At 61.8% G+C, this 17,681-nt stretch carries 16 protein-coding genes; 6 read left to right on the forward strand and 10 right to left on the reverse strand.

Annotated features, from left to right (window positions below; all coding sequences use genetic code 11):
* Positions 1–75 precede the first annotated feature (75 nt).
* The 3 genes from ASTEX_RS02125 to ASTEX_RS02135 all read right to left on the reverse strand — a co-directional run bounded on the left by ASTEX_RS02125 (position 76) and on the right by ASTEX_RS02135 (position 3,541).
* A complete protein-coding gene (locus ASTEX_RS02125; protein ID WP_013477962.1) occupies positions 76–1,215 on the reverse strand; it encodes a murein hydrolase activator EnvC family protein in 1,140 nt (379 codons plus the stop codon).
* Positions 1,216–1,422: 207 nt separating this feature from the next.
* Positions 1,423–2,475 (reverse strand): ribonucleotide-diphosphate reductase subunit beta, encoded by a 1,053-nt coding sequence (locus ASTEX_RS02130; RefSeq protein WP_013477963.1) that lies wholly within the window; start codon positions 2,473–2,475, stop codon positions 1,423–1,425.
* 232 nt (positions 2,476–2,707) lie between these two features.
* Positions 2,708–3,541, reverse strand: a complete 834-nt coding sequence (locus ASTEX_RS02135) for a tetratricopeptide repeat protein (protein ID WP_013477964.1) — start codon at positions 3,539–3,541, stop codon at positions 2,708–2,710.
* A gap of 118 nt (positions 3,542–3,659) precedes the next feature.
* On the opposite strand from ASTEX_RS02135, the gene ASTEX_RS02140 reads away from it, so the two are divergent.
* Positions 3,660–5,072, forward strand: coding sequence for a leucyl aminopeptidase family protein (locus tag ASTEX_RS02140; protein WP_013477965.1), 1,413 nt, complete (start codon positions 3,660–3,662; stop codon positions 5,070–5,072).
* Positions 5,073–5,215: 143 nt separating this feature from the next.
* A complete protein-coding gene (locus ASTEX_RS02145; protein ID WP_013477966.1) occupies positions 5,216–6,070 on the forward strand; it encodes a C40 family peptidase in 855 nt (284 codons plus the stop codon).
* 59 nt (positions 6,071–6,129) lie between these two features.
* Here ASTEX_RS02145 and ASTEX_RS02150 read toward each other — a convergent pair whose 3' ends face one another.
* Complete coding sequence (locus ASTEX_RS02150) at positions 6,130–6,855, reverse strand: c-type cytochrome (RefSeq protein WP_013477967.1); 726 nt, start codon at positions 6,853–6,855, stop codon at positions 6,130–6,132.
* 400 nt (positions 6,856–7,255) lie between these two features.
* On the opposite strand from ASTEX_RS02150, the gene ASTEX_RS02155 reads away from it, so the two are divergent.
* A complete protein-coding gene (locus ASTEX_RS02155) occupies positions 7,256–8,110 on the forward strand; it encodes a prephenate dehydratase (RefSeq protein ID WP_013477968.1) in 855 nt (284 codons plus the stop codon).
* Positions 8,111–8,114: 4 nt separating this feature from the next.
* Here ASTEX_RS02155 and ASTEX_RS02160 read toward each other — a convergent pair whose 3' ends face one another.
* Genes ASTEX_RS02160 through ccmA form a run of 5 tightly spaced genes read right to left on the reverse strand, consistent with a single transcriptional unit; the run spans position 8,115 to position 10,915 of the window.
* Positions 8,115–8,654 carry a DsbE family thiol:disulfide interchange protein gene (locus tag ASTEX_RS02160; protein ID WP_013477969.1) on the reverse strand — a complete coding sequence of 180 codons (540 nt, stop codon included), beginning with the start codon at positions 8,652–8,654 and terminating at the stop codon, positions 8,115–8,117.
* On the reverse strand, positions 8,651–8,827 hold the full coding sequence (ccmD, locus tag ASTEX_RS02165) for a heme exporter protein CcmD (RefSeq protein WP_013477970.1): 177 nt from the start codon (positions 8,825–8,827) through the stop codon (positions 8,651–8,653). The genes ASTEX_RS02160 and ccmD overlap by 4 nt, the downstream gene beginning before the upstream one ends.
* Entirely contained in the window at positions 8,827–9,561 is a 735-nt protein-coding gene (locus ASTEX_RS02170) for a heme ABC transporter permease (RefSeq protein ID WP_013477971.1), read from the reverse strand. The genes ccmD and ASTEX_RS02170 overlap by 1 nt, the downstream gene beginning before the upstream one ends.
* A gap of 42 nt (positions 9,562–9,603) precedes the next feature.
* Positions 9,604–10,293, reverse strand: a complete 690-nt coding sequence (gene ccmB, locus ASTEX_RS02175; protein ID WP_013477972.1) for a heme exporter protein CcmB — start codon at positions 10,291–10,293, stop codon at positions 9,604–9,606.
* A complete protein-coding gene (gene ccmA / locus ASTEX_RS02180; RefSeq protein ID WP_013477973.1) occupies positions 10,286–10,915 on the reverse strand; it encodes a heme ABC exporter ATP-binding protein CcmA in 630 nt (209 codons plus the stop codon). The genes ccmB and ccmA overlap by 8 nt, the downstream gene beginning before the upstream one ends.
* A gap of 219 nt (positions 10,916–11,134) precedes the next feature.
* On the opposite strand from ccmA, the gene acnA reads away from it, so the two are divergent.
* Positions 11,135–13,813: an aconitate hydratase AcnA gene (gene acnA / locus ASTEX_RS02185; protein ID WP_013477974.1), complete on the forward strand. Its 2,679-nt coding sequence runs from the start codon at positions 11,135–11,137 to the stop codon at positions 13,811–13,813.
* 78 nt (positions 13,814–13,891) lie between these two features.
* Here acnA and ASTEX_RS02190 read toward each other — a convergent pair whose 3' ends face one another.
* Positions 13,892–14,230 (reverse strand): GIY-YIG nuclease family protein, encoded by a 339-nt coding sequence (locus ASTEX_RS02190; RefSeq protein WP_013477975.1) that lies wholly within the window; start codon positions 14,228–14,230, stop codon positions 13,892–13,894.
* 71 nt (positions 14,231–14,301) lie between these two features.
* Between ASTEX_RS02190 and ASTEX_RS02195 the strand changes: the two genes are divergently transcribed.
* Positions 14,302–14,880: a DUF2239 family protein gene (locus ASTEX_RS02195; RefSeq protein WP_013477976.1), complete on the forward strand. Its 579-nt coding sequence runs from the start codon at positions 14,302–14,304 to the stop codon at positions 14,878–14,880.
* A gap of 180 nt (positions 14,881–15,060) precedes the next feature.
* Positions 15,061–17,649 (forward strand): bifunctional aconitate hydratase 2/2-methylisocitrate dehydratase, encoded by a 2,589-nt coding sequence (gene acnB / locus ASTEX_RS02200; RefSeq protein WP_013477977.1) that lies wholly within the window; start codon positions 15,061–15,063, stop codon positions 17,647–17,649.
* Positions 17,650–17,681: the final 32 nt, after the last annotated feature.

Here is a 17,681-nt window from a genome sequence, read left to right on the forward strand (position 1 = left end):
CCTGCGGTGGCATAGACGCTCACTACCCATACTACAGGCTTTTAATGTGGCGTAAACAGGGCCTTCACTTTACACCTAAAGCTTGCTCAGATCGAAGCCGGTGGCCGGATTGACGGGGTTTTCGCCCTTGCGCAGCTCCATATAAAAGACCGTCGGCTTATCGGTCAGATTGGGCGTACGCCCTAGTGGCTCCCCCCTGGCCACGGTGTGGTTGGGATCGACATAGACCCGCCCCAGCCCCGTCATGACCACGTGGTAGTCACTGCCGATATCGAGAATAACCACCTGACCATAGCCGTCCAGCGGCCCGGCATATTCGACGCGCCCGTTGCCGGGGCTGCGCACCTGCGCTCCCGGCGTGGTCTTTAGCCGCAGACCGCGGCTCGTCTGACCGTCCACCGTCTCGCCATAGCTGGCGGTCTTTTCGCCCACCACAGGCAGTTGTAGGTCCAGCGTGCGGCTTTGCGCCGGGCGCAGCGGTGAGGGCAGACCCAACAAGGTCCGTTGTCGCGCCTCAAGCTCCAGATTGCGCGCCTCGATAGCGTCGGCCTCACGCAAAAGCTGGTCCTCCAGCGCCGCCCGGTCGGCCATCAGTGTCTCTAACTGCTTTTGCTGCTCCGACACGTCGCTTTCCGAAATAAACAGCGCCTCGTTCTGTAAAGCCGCCTCGCGCCGCACGCGGATCAGGTTGCGGTTTTCTTCTGACAGCACGGCCGCGCGCTTCTTCAGCTCCGGGGTAATCTCTTTCAGCAATATGGCCGCGATCACCGCATCATTGGCCTTGCGCGTCGAAACGAAAATGGTCGGCGGCGGGTTGCGCGAGTAGATCTGCAAGGCGCTCAGCAACCGCGCCTGCTTATTGCGCAACGTCCCCAGCCGCCGCGTCATATCGGCTTCAAGCAGGCTCAGCGTTTCCAGCCGCGCGCGGTAAACCGCCGCCCGCTGTTCCGATGCCCCCTGCGTGCGCGCTATCTCGATCATCTGCGCCCGTAGTCGCTCGATTTCCTGCGCGATCTCCCGGGCCGACTGATGCTTCTGCTCGCGCTTGCGGGCATTGGCGCGCAACTCCGCCCCCAACGTGTCCAGCTCGGTTTGGGCCTGCCTGCTTAAGGGTTTCTGCACAGGCTGCGCCCCCACCGTGCCCGTGCACAATAGCACGAGCAGTGTCAGCGCAGCCGGCTTTGCGGCGCGCAGCAGGGCAGAATGATGGGTCATCTGCTCAGGCTAAGAGGAGAAGGTTAATGCGCCGTTAGGGGAGGTTAATTGTTTTGAATCGGGTAAGACGCGGGGGGGGGCGCTAAAGCAGCGAAGCGGTAGCGCACAAAAAATATCCCATATCCCGATAAAAAAGCGCTCCATCGCAAACCAATGGAGCGCTTTAAACAGCCGGGGGCTGGGGCCATGGGCCCCAAATCTTACCCCTTACACATTCACGCCACGGGTGGCTTCCGAGCGTTTTTTGAGCAGGGTATCGAAAGCGTCCCACACGCCTTCGCCACCGGTCCACGAGCCCTTGGTTGCGGCCTTGGAGTATTCGGTGGCGCGGGCTTCGAAGAAGTTGGCGTGTTCGACACCCGACAGCAGGACCTGAAGCCAGGGCAGCGGGTTTTCCTGCACGCCAAACACTTCGGGCAGTTCCAGTTGACGCAGGCGCCAGTCGGCGATGTAGCGGATATACTGTTTTATGTCGTCCGGCGTCATGCCTTCGACCGGACCCATTTCGAAAGACAGGTCAATGAACTTGTCTTCGAGGCTGACCACGGTCTTGCAGCAGTCGACGATATCATCGGCTACGGCCTTCGTCACCGCGCCAGTTTCCTTGTTGAAAGCGTGGTAGAGCTTGATGATGCCTTCGCAGTGCAGGCTTTCGTCGCGCACCGACCACGAGACAATCTGCCCCATGCCCTTCATTTTGTTGAAGCGTGGGAAGTTCATCAGCATGGCGAAGGAGGCAAACAGCTGCAGGCCTTCGGTAAAGCCGCCGAACATGGCGAGCGTGCGACAGATATCCGCATCGGTATCGACGCCGAACTTCTGCATGAAGTTGTGCTTGTCGCGCATGGCCTCGTATTCCATGAACGCGCCAAACTCGGCTTCGGGCATACCGATGGTTTCGAGCAGCAGGGCGTAGGCGGCGATGTGCACGGTCTCCATATTGGCGAAGGCCGACAGCATCATCTTGATTTCGGTCGGCTTGAACACCCGACCGTATTTTTCCATGTAGTTGTCCTGAACCTCGATGTCCGACTGAGTGAAGAAGCGGAAGATCTGGGTTAGCAGGTTGCGTTCATTGTCGTTTAGCTTGGATGCCCAATCCTTGACGTCCTCACCCAACGGCACCTCTTCGGGTAGCCAGTGCACCTGCTGCTGCTTTTGCCAGAAGTCGAAGGCCCACGGATAGCGGAACGGCTTATAGGCAATCGAGGGAGTAAGCAGGCCCGCCTTGGGCTGGGCACCGGGGATGATGAGGCTCATGGCATGACTTCCGAATCGACACTGAACTGAGGCCCCATATCACCACACTTTGTAGTTAACACCAGATGAATATCTACATCTTGTGTGGGCACAATGTCGCGTCTGGGGATAATTAATCGCGCGGGTGAGTCGCCCATCGCGCGTGCATCATAGCACGGGCGAGAGGGCAGACAGGAGTCCCATTCTTAGGCTTGACCCACGTTTCATCTTACGGGCGGCGCGGTTTTGCAGATCACCCGCCCTTGAGGCTGTTCCAGTCGCGAGCCGGGGCGGCCGAACCGGCCGGTTTCAGAGTGGCCTGAAGCCAGGCGAGGTTTTTATCCGCTACATCCGGCGGCAGATCCTGCCGTAGCAGTTTTTCCGCTTCGGCCAGCTTGCCTTGCATCCCCAACACCAGGGCCAGATTCTGACGCACCTGAATAGTGGCACCGGGCAGGGTAACGGCGTGGCGCAGGATGGTTTCGGCCTGGGCCAGATCGCCATTGCCGGCCTTGTACATGGCTTGATTGGTGAGGACGGCGGGGTTGTCGGGCGACAGGCTGAGCGCCTTGTCCCACATGCTCAGCGCCTCTTCACTGCGCTTGGTCTGATCATAGGCTACGCCAAGAAGCGACCAGGCGCGCCAGTCATTGGGCTTTAGCGTCGTGGCGGTTTGCAGCGGGTCGATCGCGTAGAAGGCATCGTTATTGGCGATGTGGCCACGCGCCGCCGCCAGCAGTGCCTCATAGTTTTGCGGCGCGAACAACAGGACGCGGTGCGCCGTATCGGCGGCTTCCTTCGGGTTACCTAGCGCGCGCTGCGCCTCTGACAGGGCCAGCCCGGCCTCAACATCAGTAGGGTCGTTGACAAATTCGCGGTTAAAGAAGGCGGCGCGCCCAAGCGGGTCGAGGCGCGTCGCCGCTTCACGCTCCGACTTGGTCGCCTTAACCGGCTTCGGAGGGGCCGGCGTCTCGACCAGCTTGACCGACTTCAGGCCTGATTTCTCAGCCGGTTTGACGGCTTCGGAGGCCAGAGCGGGAAAAGCCAGCAAACCACCAGCGAGCAACAGAACGGCAAGACGGGTCATGCGACACCCTGAGACGGCCGGAGGCGTTCTGGCCTCGCAAAAACGAATACGGCTTTAAGCTTTGATTTAGACACCTAAATATATGGTTAAACCCTCTGCTATTCCTGAGAAGACTGCCATGCCCAAGCCTTTGCCCAACCCGCCCGCCAAAACGCCCGAAAACATCATCTTCGGCCTGTTTGAGGATGAGGTGGAGGCGGCGCTGTCTGCCCTGGAGGTGACGCAGGCGACGTTTTTGCGGGCAAAGGGCTTTACGGGTAAGGCGGGGGCGCTGGTCGCGCTGCCGCTCAATGGTGGTCTGGCGGCGTGGTTCGGTCTGGGGGTGCGTAGGGCCTATAATCCCCTGTGTTTCCGCGCCCTGGCTGGGCAGTTGCCGTCTGGCGTGTGGCAGTTGAAGATCGATGAGGGGCTGGATCGCAAGGCCATCCATGTGGCGTTTCAACTGGGTGCTTACGTCTTTGACCGCTACAAGGCGGGCAAGGTCTTACGCGAAGAAGTGCGGTTAGACGCCAGCGACCTTGATGCGAAGACGCGGGAGGCCGTGGCGCTGGAGGTTTCAGCGCACGATCTGGTGCGCGATCTCGTCAATACACCCGCCAATGATATGGGGCCGGCGGAGATCGAAGCCGCGGCGAGGACTCTCGCCTCAGAGTTCAACGCACAGATCAGCGTCATTACTGGCGATGAGCTGCTGCGCGAAAACTTCCCGGCGGTGCACGCTGTGGGCCGCGCGGCGGTCGAGGCCCGCGCCCCGCGCTTTATCGAAATCGACTGGACCCCGCAGGTTGAGGATATTTCCGATGTCCGCAAGCCGGTGATCGTGCTGGTCGGCAAGGGTGTGGTGTTTGACACCGGCGGCCTGAACCTAAAGGGCGGGGCCGGTATGGCCCTTATGAAAAAGGATATGGGCGGAGCGGCGCACGTGCTCGGGCTGGCGCGCCTGATCATGGGGGCCAATCTGCGCGTGCGGCTGCACGTACTGATCAGCGCCGTGGAAAACGCCATTTCCGGCGACGCCTTCCGGCCAGGCGACATCATCGCCTCACGCGCGGGGCGCTCGATTGAAGTCGGCAACACCGATGCCGAAGGGCGGTTGATCTTGGCCGATGCCCTGACGCGGGCGGCGGAGCTGGAGCCCGATCTAACGCTCGATTTTGCTACCTTGACCGGCGCTGCGCGCGTGGCGCTGGGGCCAGAGGTGATCCCGTTCTATACGGACGACGAAGAGATGGCGCGGCGGCTGGAGGTAGCGGCCATTGCCGAACACGACCCGCTGTGGCGGATGCCGCTGTGGGCCGGGTATCGCGACGCTTTGGAGTCCGATATCGCCGATCTGCGCAATGATCCGCAGGGCTGGGCGCAGGCCGGATCGGTGACGGCGGCCCTCTTCCTGCAAAAGTTTGCGCCGCAGACGGGGGCGTGGGTGCATTTCGACCTCTATGCCTGGAACCCCCGCGGCCGTCCGGGCTTCCCCGTAGGGGCTGAGGCCCAGACCCTGCGCGCCGTCTTTCGCCTGATCCGGGGACTGTGACAAACTACGTCCTGACGGTCGTGCCATTAACTCCAAATTCGCATCTTTGCGCTATGGTCTTCCTCTAAGCCTTTCTCTGTTAAGACTTTTTTACGAAGGTTAAGCAGGTGAAGAAGGCGTGATGGTGAGTTAGAGGCAGCAGAATGGCCCACGACGATTTCGACCCGCGCATGACGCCGTTTAAGGACGGCAAGGCCGATCAGCGCCTTCAGGGGTTGATGCGCGCTGAAACCTTTGTCGTTGGCGAAACCCTCGCCTGCGCCGCACCGGTCAGCGCCATCCGCGCCGCCCCCAGCGACAGCGCCGAGCAACTGGATCAGATTCTGTTCGGAGAACGCTTTCGCGTTATCGAACGTTCCCGCGACTATGTGTGGGGTCAGGCTCTGCGTGACGGCTACTGTGGCTATGTGCGCGAAGCCGACCTGTCGCGCGACTGGTACGTGCCCACCCATTATGTTTCGACCCTGCGCAGCTACGTCTTCTCAGAGCCGAACCTGAAATCGCAGATCGTCTGCGCGCTCAGCCGCAATGCGCTGGTCAGTGTCACCAGCACTGACGGCAACTATGCGCAGCTGAATGATCTGGGTTGGATCTACCGAGCGCATCTGTCGGATTTTACAGATTTCGACCACGACTATGTCAGCGTCGCCGAAACCTATCTCAACGCCCCCTATCAGTGGGGTGGTCGAGAGAGCGAAGGGCTTGATTGTTCGGGTCTGGTGCAGCAGGCGCTCTATGCCGTCGGTCAGGCCTGCCCGCGCGATTCGGATATGCAGTCGAATATGGGAGAAGCGCTGGATATCGGTGCGGACCTGAAAGGTCTGTATCGTGGCGATCTGGTGTTCTGGAAAGGCCACGTCGCCATCATGCGCGACGAAGACCACATCATCCACGCCAATGGCCACCACATGAAGACGGTGATCGAGCCGCTGCGTGAGGCCGTGGATCGTATAGAAGCGGCGGGTGTTGGCCGACCGATCGCCTTCCGCCGACTGTAAGGCACAAAGAGCCTGATGCAAAAAACCCGCCGTCTCCGGCGGGTTTTTCTATGTCTGGGTTATTGTGCAGCCGCCGGCGCCTCAGCCGCTGCGGCCTGAGCTGGCGCAGGACTTCCGGTCACTGCCGGGACGGCCTTAGCGGGTGCGGAGCTTACGGCCGGTGCGGCCGCCGCTTCAGCGGGCTGGGCCGGAGCAGCACCCGCGGCCGGGGCAGCGCCCGGTTGACGCGAAGGATCGGGGGCCGGGATCGGATAGCCGGTCGAACCCTTGGAATGCAAATAGGCGATTAGGGCAATGCGTTCTTCGGGCTTCTTTATACCCGCAAAGCCCATCTTCGTGCCCTTCACCCATTTTGCCGGGTTGCCGAGGAAGTGATAGAGCTGATCATAGGTCCAGGTCGGCGCTTCGGCGGCGTGCGCTTTCATGCCGTCAGAATAGGCAAAGCCCGCATGGCCGGCTGTCGCGCGACCCACCACGCCCCACAGGCCCGGACCGGTCATATTGGCATTGGCCGGATCGACATTGTGGCACGAGACGCACTTGCCGAAGACCTTTTCACCGGCGGCCAGATCGGCAGTCGGCAATACCGTACCCCAATCCGGATCAAGCTCAACGGCAGCCGCGCCGCCACCCGCTTCGGCTTCGGCCACTTCGACGGCGTAGCCCGGCTTAGCCGGCGGTTCGGTGTGGTAAAGGGCATCGACACCGACACGCGCCACCACAATAACCAGCGCCGCCGTGAGGCCCGCCGCCATGATCTTGTTAAACTGAAGATTACCGCTCATGCCGCCTCTGACGTCCCGACTCTATATCCCAGCGTTCAGCCGCCTATTTGACCGGACGATCCCCTCGGGGTCAATGCCGGGTAGCGGCTCTTTATCTCTGTTCTCTGACACGAAAAGGCCTCATTGCGCAAGCCGCCTTTCGCGCGGCAAAGCGTCCTCAGGGCTTCTGTGTCAAATCGTCGCATAGCAGCGAAAGCCGCCTGCGCACCTGTTTGCCTCTAAGCCAAATCGCGGCCTATTTCCAGCGCTAGATCGAATTCTTTGTTTCCGCCTGATCTTTTCCAAAAAGGGGCGTCCATTTTTTACCTGAAGCTTTGAGCGCGACCCAAACCGAAACCCTTGAAAAACGGCGGAAAGACAGGCACAGACGGCGCTTTCTGTTGTTCAGGGTCTCTCTGCCATGACCGCTTCCCAAAAGATCGCCTATCAGGGTGAACCCGGCGCCTTCAGCCATCAGGCCTGCCGCCGCTGGTTCCCCGATTATGAGCCGACCGCCTTCCCGTCCTTTGAGGCGGCCTTTGCGGCGGTGGAGGCGGGTGAATGCGCTCTGGGCATGATTCCAGTCGAAAACGCGTTGGCCGGGCGGGTGGCCGACGTGCACCACCTTTTGCCGCATTCGGGTCTGAAGATCATCGGTGAGCGCTTCTTACCTATCGAAATGACTTTGATGGGTACGCCAGACGCCGAACTGTCGGACATCAAGGTGGCCTTTTCGCACACCATGGCCCTGATGCAGTGCCGCAACTCCCTGAACGCCTTGGGCATCCGCCCGGAAATCTATCACGATACCGCCGGTGCGGCCCGCCGCCTCAGCGAAACGAAAGAGCGTGACCGCGCCGCCATCGCGCCGGAAATCGCAGCGGAACTTTATGGCCTGAAAATCCTGCGTCGCAATCTGGAAGACGCGCACAACAACACCACGCGCTTTCTGGTTCTTAGCGCGCAGGCAGAAGTCTCCGACCCCGTGGACGCCGAACGTGTCCTGACCAGCTTTGTCTTCGGAGTGCGCAACATCCCGGCGGCGCTTTATAAGGCGCTGGGCGGTTTTGCCACCAGCGGGATCAATATGATCCGGCTGGAAAGCTATATCCGCGATGGCATCTTTGCCTCGACCTTCTTCTATGCCGAGGTCGAAGGCCGCCCCAGCGACCGCCTGCTGAAACTGGCGTTTGAGGAACTGGCCTTCTTCGCCGAAGAGGTGGAGTTGCTGGGCGTCTACGCCATGGACCCCTTTCGCGCCTCGCAGGGGGTGTGATTAGCTACGGGAGCTTTGTCCCTTCGCTGACGGCCTGATATACCGCAGGTATGGTTTCCGGCACGATGGGGCCAGTGATCTTGTCGATCACCACACCGTCCGCGCCGACGATGAAGGTTTCTGGCACGCCCGAAATCCCCAGATCGAGTCCCATCTGTCCGTCTTCGTCAGACAGTATGCGCGCGTAAGGGTTGCCGTGCTTTTCAATGAAGCTCAGCCCATTGATCGGCGTGTCCTTATGGTCGATGCCGATAATGATGACACCCTTGGCCTTCAGGTCCATCAGATAGGGATGCTCGGCCAGGCACGGCGTGCACCATGAGGCAAAGACATTGACCAGAACCGGCTTGCCTGACGCACGTGCGATCGCCGGCAAGGAGACCAGCGACCCGTCGTGCAGATCGGTAAGTTCGCGCGCCGGCAGCGATTTGCCCACCAGTTCTGCGGGGGCGTAATCGGTCTTTTTATGGAAGTTATACCAGCCGAGTACGGCCAGAAGCCCCACCAGCAGGATCAGAGGCGCGGCCAGTAGAAGGCGCCTCATGCGCCTACCTTCTGGGCCTTTTCGGCAGCCAGGGTCTCCTGCAACGCCTTGAGCTTGGCCGCGCGGTCACGATGTGCACGCACGCTCAGCACCATGAGGCTGAGCAGGGCCAGCGCCGTAACGCCATAGCTGCCCCAGACGAAAAAGGCGTACTTGCCCATATTCAAATCCATTATGCCCCTCCTTCGCGGAAGCCCAGACGCGCTCGCAGCCCGTTGTATTTTCGGTTCAGGATTTCCGTATCGATGCGGATCAGCCACAGCCAGACGAACAGCGCCTTATAGGCCAGTGCCATCACCAGCAGCGGCCACAGCATGGACGGGGCGACGGTGGGGCCATCCGGACGGAAAACCGAAGCCCCCTGATGCAGGGTGTTCCACCAATCGACCGAAAACTTGATGATGGGCAGGTTGATCAGGCCAATTAGTGCCAGAATGGCGGTTGATTTGGCCGCCCGCTGCTCGTCTTCGATCGAGGCGTGCAAGGCGATATAGCCGATATAGAAGAGGAACAGCACCAGCACCGAGGTCATGCGCCCGTCCCACTCCCACCAGGTGCCCCACATGGGCTTGCCCCACAAAGAGCCAGTGATAAGGGCCAGTGCGGTGAAGACGGCTCCGATGGGGGCGGCGGCCTTGGCAGCGGCATCGGCCAGAGCGTGACGGAAGATCAGCCCGAAGAAGCTGGCTACGCCCATTACAAGATAGGTAAACAACGCCATCCACGCCGCCGGAACGTGGATGTACATTATGCGCACCGTGTCGCCCTGCTGATAGTCTTCGGGCGAGGCGAAGCAGAGATAAAGTCCCCACGCAAAAAGCACGAGGCTCAGCCCAGCCACCCACGGGCGCACGGGCGTAAACACCTTTGAGAAACGTTCCGGATTGGCCAGCCAGCTGATAATCATGGGTGTCTCACATAGGCGGTTTCATGTGGAGCGACAAGTCTGTCAATTTAACGCACTCCGCAGCGCCGCGCCCATGGCGATGGGGCCCAGTGCCAGCGCAAACAGGCCGTAGGCGCAGAGCAGGCTAAGCGCCTGAAACACAGGTGCTCCGGTGACGAAGGCCTGCATCAGGCCAGCGCCAAAAATAACTGGCGGCACATAGAAGGGTAGGACCAGCAGGGCGATCAGCACCCCACCCTTGCGCGACCCCAGAGTCAGAGAGGCCCCTGCGCCACCGATCAGGGCGAAGCTGAACGAGCCGATCAGGGCGGCGACCAGCGCCCAGCCGGCCACGCCCACGGGCGCACCCAGCAGGATCATCACCACGGGCGTCATCAGCGATAGGATCAGGCCCGTCCCCAGCCACTGCGCCAGACATTTGAGGAACGCCACCCATTCAAGTGCTAGCGGCCCGGTGCGCAACAGGTCGAACACCCCCTCTTCGTAATCGCGCTCAAACAGCCGTTCCAGTGACAGGAGCGAGGCCAGCGCGAGACAAAGCCACGTCAGGCCGGGCGCGATCTTCGACAGGGTTTGCGCCTCCGGGCCGAGGCTGAGCGGCACCATCGCCATCAGGGTCAGATAGAACCCGGCCGCCAGCACCGGCCCACCACCGCGCGCCAGAGACAGGCCCAGATCGCGCTTCAACAGGGCGAGGGAAGGGGAGGGCGGCCTTGCCTTTAACTCACCCATAGACGGTCTCCATCGCCGGCGCCGTCAGGCGCAGTTCGCGCACGTCAAACGGTAGCGGGTCGTGCACGGCGCACACGATCAGCCCGCCCGCGCTCAGATGCGCCCGCATCAGTTCAGCCAGCTTCGCCCGCTGTTCGGCATCGAGCGGTGACATGGGCTCATCGAGCAGCCAGACGGGGCGTTTGGCCATGATGAGCCGCGCGCAGGACAATCTGCGCTTCTGCCCCGCCGACAGCATGCGTGTTTCCAGCTCCAGTAGAGGTGACAGGTTCAGCCATCGGATCGCCTCCGCCTGCCCCGCCGCCGTGCCGCCGAGAAAAGCGCGCTGAAAGTCCAGTTCCGCCCCGGCCAGACGCCCCGGGGACAGGGCTTCGGCGTGGCCGAGATAGTGAGCCTGGGCCGCCATTGACCCCTCCGGATCAACCCCGCCCACATAGCGCACGCTGCCGCCGTCTGGCCGGATAAATCCGGCCAATGTGCGCAGCAGCGTCGTCTTGCCCACACCATTGGCCCCGGTCAGGGCGACGCATTCACCCGGTGCGACTGAAAACGACAGGTCGTGAATCAGGTGGCGGTAGCCTTTTTTCAGGCTCAGCGCGTCCACCATAAGAGAGAGGGCCATCAGGCGAAAACTTCCGAACAAATTCCCCCCGACGGGGGCTTCTTCATAGACGAGTAGCCGGAAGCGGTTTAGAAGGCAATTGACCGCGCCATCGGCCGGTAACCGTGCGACCCCGGACAGGACCCTGTGCGTCCGTCAGGGCGGAACGCGCGACGCCGGTGTCAGGCCCATTGGGGGCCGCGATGTTCCCACCTTACGCGGTCGGAAGGAAAAGCGACCATGTCCCTCGACAGCTTTATTTCTAAGGCCGAACTTACCGTCGGCGAACACACCTACACCTATTTTGACCTTAAGGCTGCCGAAGCCAACGGCCTTCCCAACATCACGCGACTGCCCGCCTCGCTGAAGGTGCTGCTGGAAAACCTGCTGCGCAACGAAGACGGCGTGTCGGTGACCAAGGCGGATATTCAGGCACTGGCCAACTGGATCGACAATAAGGGCTCAGTTGAACACGAGATCGCCTTCCGCCCGGCGCGCGTCCTGATGCAGGACTTCACCGGCGTTCCCGCCGTCGTGGACCTGGCGGCCATGCGCGACGCCATGGTCAAGCTGGGGGCCGATCCGGCCAAGATCAATCCGCTCAACCCGGTGGACCTCGTCATCGACCACTCGGTCATGGTCGATTATTTCGGCACGGCGGATGCGGCCAAAAAGAATGTGGACCGCGAATATGAGCGCAATATGGAACGCTATAACTTCCTGCGCTGGGGCTCGTCGGCCTTTAACAATTTCCGCGTGGTGCCGCCGGGTACCGGCATCTGCCATCAGGTCAATTTGGAATACCTGGCGCAGACCGTTTGGACGAGCGTCGCGGGCGGCGGCGACGTCGCCTATCCGGACACGGTGGTCGGCACCGATTCACACACCACCATGGTCAACGGCCTGAGCGTGCTCGGCTGGGGCGTTGGCGGCATCGAGGCCGAAGCCGCTATGCTGGGCCAGCCGATCCCCATGCTGATCCCCGAAGTGATCGGTTTCAAGCTGACCGGCAAGCTGCCGGAAGGCGCCACCGCCACCGACCTCGTCCTGACCATCACCCAGATGCTGCGCAAAAAGGGCGTGGTTGGCAAGTTCGTCGAGTATTTCGGCGAAGGCCTGACCACCCTGTCGCTGGAAGATCAGGCGACCATCGCCAATATGGCTCCGGAATATGGCGCGACCTGCGGCTTCTTCCCGGTGTCTCAGGCCACCATCGACTACCTGACGGCCACCAATCGTGAGCCCGCCCGCGTTGCGCTGGTTGAAGCTTATGCCAAGCAGCAGGGCCTGTGGCTCGATCCGGAAAACGATCCGGTCTTCACCGATACGCTGGAGCTTGACCTCGGTGGCGTGCTGCCGTCGCTGGCCGGTCCCAAGCGCCCGCAGGACCGCGTGCTGCTGAGCGACGCGGCATCGGAATTTGCCAAGGCCTTGAGCGGTGAGTTCAACAAGGCTGGTGACGAAACCCGCTCTGCCGCCGTCGCCGGCACCGACTACAGCGTCAAGCACGGCGATGTGGTGATTGCCGCCATCACCTCGTGCACCAACACCTCCAACCCGTCGGTGCTGATCGCCGCCGGTCTGGTGGCGCGTAAGGCCAAAACGCTGGGCCTCAGCGTCAAGCCGTGGGTCAAGACCTCGCTCGCCCCCGGTTCGCAGGTGGTCACCGACTATCTCAATGCCGCAGGCCTGACCGCCGATCTCGATGCCCTGGGCTTCAACCTGACCGGCTATGGCTGCACCACCTGCATCGGCAATTCCGGCCCGCTGCCCGAAGCCATTTCGGCGGCCATCAACGAAGCCGACCTCGTCGCCTGTTCGGTCCTGTCTGGCAACCGCAACTTCGAAGGCCGTGTGAACCCCGACGTGCGCGCCAACTATCTGGCCTCACCGCCGCTGGTCGTCGCCTATGCGCTGGCCGGGTCGCTGAATGTCAACCTCTCGACCGACGCTCTGGGCACCGGCAGCAATGGTGAGCCGGTCTATCTCAAGGACATCTGGCCCACTAACGCCGAGATTGCCGAGATTCAGCGCGCCAACGTCACCCATGACAAGTTCAGCGCCCGCTACGCCGACGTCTTCAAGGGCGACGAACACTGGCAGGCCATCTCCGTGTCGGGCGGTCAGACCTATCAGTGGGACGCCACCTCGACCTACGTAGCCAACCCGCCCTATTTCGAGGGCATGACCATGACCCCGGAAAAGGTCACCGACATCGTCGAAGCCCGCGTGCTCGGCATCTTCGGCGACTCGATCACCACCGACCACATTTCGCCGGCCGGCTCGATCAAGAAGACCTCGCCCGCCGGTCAGTGGCTGACCGACCACGACGTGCCGGTGTCGGAGTTCAACTCCTACGGCGCGCGTCGCGGCCACCACGAAGTCATGATGCGCGGCACCTTCGCCAATATCCGCATCCGCAACAAGATCACGCCGGACATCGAAGGCGGGGTGACCAAACACTTCCCGTCGGGCGACGTTATGGCCATCTATGACGCGGCCATGCGCTACAAGGCCGAAGGCCGCAGCATGGTCATCTTCGCGGGCAAGGAATACGGCACCGGCTCATCGCGCGACTGGGCGGCCAAGGGCACCAAGCTTCAGGGCGTGCGCGCCGTCATCGCCGAGTCGTTCGAGCGTATCCACCGCTCCAACCTGGTCGGCATGGGCGTCCTGCCCTTGCAGTTCAAGATCGACGGCTGGCAGAAGCTGGGCCTGACGGGTGAGGAAATCGTCACCATTCGCGGCCTCGAAACCGTCCAGCCGCGTCAGGAACTGATCGTCGAGCTGTTCCGCGCTTCGGACGGCAAGGTGGCCCGCTTCCCGGTCCGCTGCCGCATCGACACCCCGACCGAGCTTGAATATTTCAAAAACGGCGGCGTCATGCCCTACGTGCTGCGCAATCTGGCCCGTGGCTAGGATTGAAGAGAGAAGAGGCAGGGGGCTTGCCCCCTGCACCCCGATACAGGAGCCCCGTCGTCACTGGCGGGGCTTTTTTTAGAGCAGCCCCTCCGCCTGCAACTGCTGCTGCCACAGGTCTTTGCGGCGTTTCAGATCGTCTTTGTGCGCCATGTCAGAATAGTCTTCCGGCACGCGATCCAGCGCTTCATAGCGAAACTCGGTCTCGCCATGCGCGTTCCACGCGGCTTGCAGGCTGGCGTGACGGTGACTGCCCAGTCGCAGCGTGAACCACAGACCGTTCTGCTGTGCCTCCAGATTGCGGCTGGCCCCCACCCACGTCTCGCCCGTGGCCTTGCAGATCACCGCATAGACCCCGCGTATCGCCTTCCGCTCTTTATAAGCCGCTATGGCCGCCTTCTTTTCATGGCTGTCCATGATCTTTCTCCTTTGACAGCGGCGCGGATAGTGCATATTTTTATCCGGGTAAAATAAATTTTGAGAGCCTGATGACGTCCGAACCTCTCTATGCCGTGTTTCAAGCGGCTCGCCGCCTGATCGTCGGTACACCCGCCGAAGCCGCACTGGCCGCCCACAAAGCCCTTGAGGTGCAGCCCGACACCCCCGTTATCGTCTTTGATCGCGCGACGGGTGCGGTGGTTGATCTTGACCTGCGCGGCGACGAAGCGGCCATTCAGGCGCGCTACGCCCCCACGCCTGAAGTTTCGCCTGAAATTGCCCCTGAAACCGTCAAACGCGGGCGGCCAAAGCTCGGGGTCGTGCCGCGCGAAGTCACGCTTCTGCCGCGCCATTGGGAGTGGCTGGGGCAGCAGCCGGGCGGCGCGTCAGTGACCCTGCGCAAGCTGATTGACGCCGCGCGCAAAGGCGGCCCGGACCCAAAGGCGCGCCTCAATGCCGCCTATCGGGTGATGGTCACTCTGGCGGGAGACCGCGAAGGGTTCGAAGAGGCGTCGCGCGCCCTATTTGCCGGGGATCGCGACGCGCTTCGTCAGCGCCTTGCCGTCTGGCCTGCCGATATTGGCAAGGAGGTTCTGGCCTGCCTCGCAATTGACCTGACCAGCACCTGAGCCGTGCATCATGGCCAAAAGCGCCGTTCAGGAGTGAAAAACAAACTTCACCCATGCAAATTTCTGCGCCGTTTCACGCCCATTTTACCCCTGTGGCCTATGCAAGGCTTCGCGCCTGCGATATGCGCCAAACCAAGGACTCCATAAGTCCGTCCCCAGACCCTTTCCAAAGGTGTACCGATGCTTGAAGCCTATCGTGCCCATGTGGCCGAGCGCGCCGCGCTTGGCATTCCGCCCCTGCCGCTGACCGCGCAGCAAACCGCCGAAGTGATCGAACTGATCAAGGCGCCTCCGGCCGGCGAAGCGGAATTCCTTCTCGACCTGATCACCTATCGTGTGCCACCGGGCGTCGATGATGCGGCCAAAGTCAAGGCCTCCTTCCTGTCGGCGGTGGCGCATGGCGACTTCCCGGTTGAGCTGATCAGTCGCGAAAAGGCGACCGAGCTTCTGGGAACCATGGTGGGCGGTTACAACGTCAAGCCGCTGATCGACCTTCTGGGCGACGCTGTGGTCGGCACCATCGCTGCCGAAGCGCTGAAAAAGACCCTTCTGATGTTCGACTTCTTCCACGACGTCGCGGAACTGGCCAAGGCGGGTAACGCCAACGCCAAGGACGTGATCCAGTCATGGGCCGAGGCCGAATGGTTCACCGTGCGCCCCAAGGTTGCCGAAAAGATCACTGTCACCGTCTTTAAGGTCACGGGCGAAACCAATACGGACGACCTGTCGCCCGCGCCGGACGCCTGGTCGCGCCCCGACATCCCGCTGCACTATCTGGCCATGCTGAAAAACGCCCGCCCCGGGATCTCCCCGGAAGAGGACGGCAAGCGCGGCCCGATCCAGTTCATCGAAGGCCTGAAAGCCAAAGGCAACCTCGTCGCCTATGTCGGCGACGTGGTCGGCACCGGTTCGTCGCGCAAATCGGCGACCAACTCGGTCATCTGGGCCACCGGCGAAGACATCCCCTACGTGCCGAACAAGCGCTTCGGCGGCGTGACGCTGGGCGGCAAGATCGCCCCCATCTTCTTCAATACGCAGGAAGATTCCGGCGCCCTGCCCATCGAAGTCGATGTGTCGCAGATGGATATGGGCGATGTCATCGACATCTACCCCTATGAAGGCAAGGTCGAAAAGGCCGGTCAAAAGATCGCCGACTTCCAGCTTAAGTCGCACGTTATTCTGGACGAAGTGCAGGCCGGGGGCCGCATCAACCTGATCATTGGTCGCTCGCTGACCGCTAAGGCGCGTGAGTTTCTGGGCCTGCCGGCTTCGACCGCCTTCCGTCTGCCGGTCGCCCCGGTCGATTCGGGCAAGGGCTTTACGCTGGCGCAAAAGATGGTCGGTAAGGCCTGCGGTCTGGCCGAAGGGCAGGGCATCCGTCCGGGCACCTATTGCGAGCCCAAGATGACCACGGTCGGCTCTCAGGACACCACCGGCCCGATGACTCGTGACGAGTTGAAAGACCTCGCCTGCCTCGGCTTCTCGGCGGATCTGGTTATGCAGTCCTTCTGCCACACGGCGGCCTATCCGAAGCCGGTCGATGTCAAGACGCACCGCGAACTGCCGGCCTTTATCTCGAACCGCGGCGGGGTGGCCTTACGTCCGGGCGATGGGGTCATCCACTCGTGGCTGAACCGTCTGCTTCTGCCTGATACGGTGGGCACCGGTGGCGATTCGCATACGCGCTTCCCCATCGGGATTTCCTTCCCCGCGGGTTCAGGCCTTGTGGCCTTCGGTGCGGCGACGGGCGTCATGCCCCTCGATATGCCGGAATCGATCCTTGTCCGCTTCAAGGGCGCGCTTCAGCCGGGCATCACCCTGCGCGACCTCGTCCACGCCATCCCCTACTACGCCATCAAGCAGGGCCTGCTGACCGTGGCCAAGGCCGGTAAGGTCAACGCCTTCTCCGGCCGCATCCTCGAAATCGAAGGTCTGCCGGACCTGAAGGTCGAACAGGCGTTTGAGCTGACCGACGCCTCGGCCGAGCGTTCGGCGGCGGGGTGTACGGTGAAGCTCAACAAAGAGCCGATCATCGAGTACATGACCTCAAACATCGTGCTGATGAAGAACATGATCGCCGACGGCTATCAGGACGCCCGCACGCTGCAACGTCGCATCAAGGCGATGGAAGACTGGCTGGCTAACCCGGTGCTGATGGAAGCCGACGCCGACGCCGAGTACGCGGCGATCATCGACATCGACCTCAACGACATCAAAGAGCCGATCCTGTGCGCTCCGAACGATCCGGACGATGCGCGTCTACTGTCCGAGGTGCAGAACACCGCCATCGACGAAGTGTTCATCGGCTCGTGCATGACCAATATCGGCCACTTCCGCGCCGCCTCCCTGCTGCTCAACGGCAAGAAGGACATCCCGACACGTCTGTGGGTCGCCCCGCCGACCAAGATGGACGCCGCCGAACTGACCAAGGAAGGCCATTACAACGTGCTGGGCACCGCCGGAGCGCGTATGGAAATGCCGGGCTGTTCGCTGTGCATGGGCAATCAGGCTCAGGTGCGCGAAGGGGCGACAGTGGTTTCGACCTCAACGCGTAACTTCCCCAACCGTCTGGGCAAGAACACCAACGTCTTCCTGGCTTCGGCGGAACTGTCGGCGATCGCCTCAAAGCTCGGCCGCCTGCCGACCGTCGAAGAATACCTCTCCGACATGGGCGTTATCAACGCCAAGGGCTCGGAAGTCTATCGCTACATGAACTTCGATCAGATCGAAGAATATGCCGATGTGGCCTCTACGGTTGCCGCTGAGTAGTCGGCTCACGGACCCTGCACACTGAAATAGGA

Source organism: Asticcacaulis excentricus CB 48, assembly GCF_000175215.2.
GTDB lineage: Bacteria > Pseudomonadota > Alphaproteobacteria > Caulobacterales > Caulobacteraceae > Asticcacaulis > Asticcacaulis excentricus.